Annotated in this window: 3 protein-coding genes; all 3 read left to right on the top strand. The window is 63.8% G+C overall.

The features are described 5' to 3' along the window. On the top strand, positions 1–501 hold a 501-nt coding region (locus AC1D0Z_RS18960; protein ID WP_477659739.1), incomplete at its 5' end, for an ABC transporter permease subunit. A 132-nt stretch (positions 502–633) separates the two neighbouring features. Then, positions 634–1,650, top strand: a complete 1,017-nt coding sequence (locus tag AC1D0Z_RS18955; protein ID WP_477659738.1) for an ABC transporter ATP-binding protein — start codon at positions 634–636, stop codon at positions 1,648–1,650. Further along, positions 1,647–2,657, top strand: coding sequence for a peptide ABC transporter ATP-binding protein (locus AC1D0Z_RS18950; RefSeq protein WP_477659737.1), 1,011 nt, complete (start codon positions 1,647–1,649; stop codon positions 2,655–2,657). Before AC1D0Z_RS18955 ends, AC1D0Z_RS18950 begins: the two co-directional genes overlap by 4 nt. Positions 2,658–2,814 lie beyond the last annotated feature (157 nt).

Below are 2,814 nucleotides of genomic sequence, written 5' to 3'. Positions count from 1 at the left end.
ATGCGCCTCATGGACATCATCTTGACCCTGCCCAGCCTGCTGCTGGCCATCGTGATCGTGGCCATCCTCGGCCCCGGGTTGATGAACGCCATGCTGGCCGTGGCCATCGTCGTGCTGCCCCACTACGTGCGCATCACGCGCGCCGCCGTCATCGCCGAGACTTCGCGCGACTACGTCACCGCCGCGCGCATGAGCGGCGCCAGCCGCATCCGCCTGATGTTCAGTGAAATCCTGCCCAACTGCACGGCGCCGCTGATCGTCCAGGCCTCGCTGGGTGTGTCGACTGCCATTCTTGATGCCGCAGCCCTGGGCTTCCTGGGCCTGGGCGCCCAGCCGCCCTCCCCCGAATGGGGCACCATGCTGGCTGACGCCCGCGAATTTGTCCTGCGCGCCTGGTGGGTGGTGACTTTCCCCGGCCTCGCAATCCTGATCACTGTGCTGGCCTTCAATTTGCTGGGCGACGGACTGCGCGACGCGTTCGACCCGAAGTTAAAACGATGACCAAGATTCACCCACCCCTCATGAACCTCTTCGCAAGTAACAGCGCGGAACCGGCTTTGCCGGGCCGCAGCTGTTGCCCCCTGCGGGGGGATCCGGCTACACGAAGTGAGCCGAGAAGGGGGAGTTACTAATATGGCCCTTCTTGAAATCGAAAATCTTTCTGTTGAATTTCCCTCGCAAAACGGCGTGATGCACGCCGTCGACGGCATCAGCCTGTCGCTTGAAGAAGGCGAAGTCCTCGGCATCGTCGGCGAGTCCGGATCCGGCAAAAGCGTCACCATGATGGCCCTGATGGGCCTGGTGGCCTACCCCGGCCGCGTCAAAGCCGACAAACTGCGGTTTGCCGGCCATGACCTCCTCAAGCTGTCGCAAGGCGAGCGCAACAAGCTCATCGGCAAAGACGTGGCGATGATCTTCCAGGAACCCACGACCAGCCTGAACCCCTGCTTCACCGTCGGCTTCCAGATCACCGAAACCCTGCGTCTGCACCTGGGCATGGATAAAAAGGCCGCTACACGCAAGGCCATCGAACTGCTTGAGCAGGTCGGCATCAATTCGCCAGAGAGCCGCCTCAAGGCCTATCCCCACCAGCTCTCGGGCGGCATGAACCAGCGCGTGATGATCGCCATGGCAATCGCCTGCAACCCGCGCCTGCTGATCGCCGACGAGCCGACCACGGCGCTCGACGTGACCATCCAGGCGCAGATCCTCGATTTGCTGCGCAGCCTGCAAAAAGAGCGTGGCATGGCGCTGGTGCTGATCACCCACAACATGGGCGTCGTGTCTGAAATGGCGCAGCGCATCGCGGTCATGTACGCCGGCCAGATCATGGAAGAGCAAAGCGCGCACGCCCTCTTCAACACGCCCCAGCACCCCTACACCGAAGCCCTGCTGTCGGCCCTGCCCGAGCGCAGCGACGGCAGCGCACGCCTGGCGACCATCCCCGGCATGGTGCCCGGCCTCTACGACCGGCCCGCCGGCTGCCTGTTTGCCCCGCGCTGCGCCTATGCCACTGAACATTCCCGCAACGAGCGGCCCCTGCTGCGCGCCTGGAAGGACGGCATGGTTCGCTGCCACTACCCGCTGGGCGACCCCAGCCGCGAGGCCAACATCGAGCGCGACACCCCGCTGGTGGAGGCCGCGCAATGAGCACCGCTGCCATCACCCCCAACACCGTGCCGTCGGGCCCCGTCGTCGAGGCCAAAAACCTCAAGCAGGTCTATGAAATCCGCCGCGGTTTCATGCGCAAGTCCGACCACCTGCAGGCGGTCGGCGGCGTTTCCTTCTCGGTCCACGCCGGCAAGACGCTGGCCGTCGTCGGCGAATCCGGCTGCGGCAAATCCACGCTGGCCCGTATGGTCTCGCTGATCGAAACCCCTACCGGTGGCGAATTGCGCATCACAGGCATCGACGCGGTGAACGGTGGGCAGGAAGAGCGCCAGGGTCTTCGCAAGGCCGTACAGCTGGTGTTCCAGAATCCCTACGGCTCGCTCAACCCACGCAAAAAAATCGGCGCCATCCTCGAAGCCCCGCTCGAGATCAACACCAGCCTGAACGCCGAAGAACGCGCAGCCAAGGCCCGTGCCATGCTGGCCATGGTGGGCCTGCGCCCCGAGCACTACGACCGCTACCCGCACATGTTTTCGGGCGGGCAGCGCCAGCGCATTGCGATCGCGCGCGCGCTGATGCTCAACCCCACCGTGGTGGTGGCTGATGAGCCGGTATCGGCGCTGGATGTCTCAATCCAGGCCCAGGTGCTCAACCTGCTGGCCGACCTGCAGCAGTCCATGGGCCTGGCCTACCTGTTCATCTCGCACGACCTGGGCGTGGTGYGCCACATCGCCCACGACGTGCTGGTGATGTACCTGGGCCACGCCGTTGAACAAGGCGAAAAAAATGCCCTGTTCAACCGACCGCTGCACCCCTACACCCAGGCCCTGCTGGCCTCTACACCCGGCCTCGCCGGTACCGGCGTCAAACAGCGCATCGTGCTCAAGGGCGAGTTGCCTTCGCCGCTGAATCCCCCCACAGGCTGCGTGTTTTCCACTCGCTGCCCGCACGTCACGGACCGCTGCCGCGCTGAAAGGCCGCCGTTACGCGAAGTYGCAGACAGGCAGGTGGCGTGCCACTATGCTGAAAACTTTCTCACTGCGTGACCTGAAACCATGCACTCCTGCACCGGTTTCAGGCCACGTTTTTCAATGACCAGGGCGCACAACGTCACAAATGTTGTGCAATCTGGCCGCAAGCCCCCGCTGCAAAAGCAGCATTAACCTCCAAAGGGATCGTCCATGATTCAGACCAAACCAAGTG

It is taken from the genome of Polaromonas sp. P1_E3, assembly GCF_056405935.1.
Note: the sequence above shows the minus strand (reverse complement) of the source record. Positions and strands in the feature narration are given on the sequence as shown.

Coding starts and splice junctions, on each gene's coding strand:
- AC1D0Z_RS18955 (WP_477659738.1), top strand. CDS start 634: ATGGCCCTTCTTGAAATCGAAAATCTTTCTGTTGAATTTCCCTCGCAA.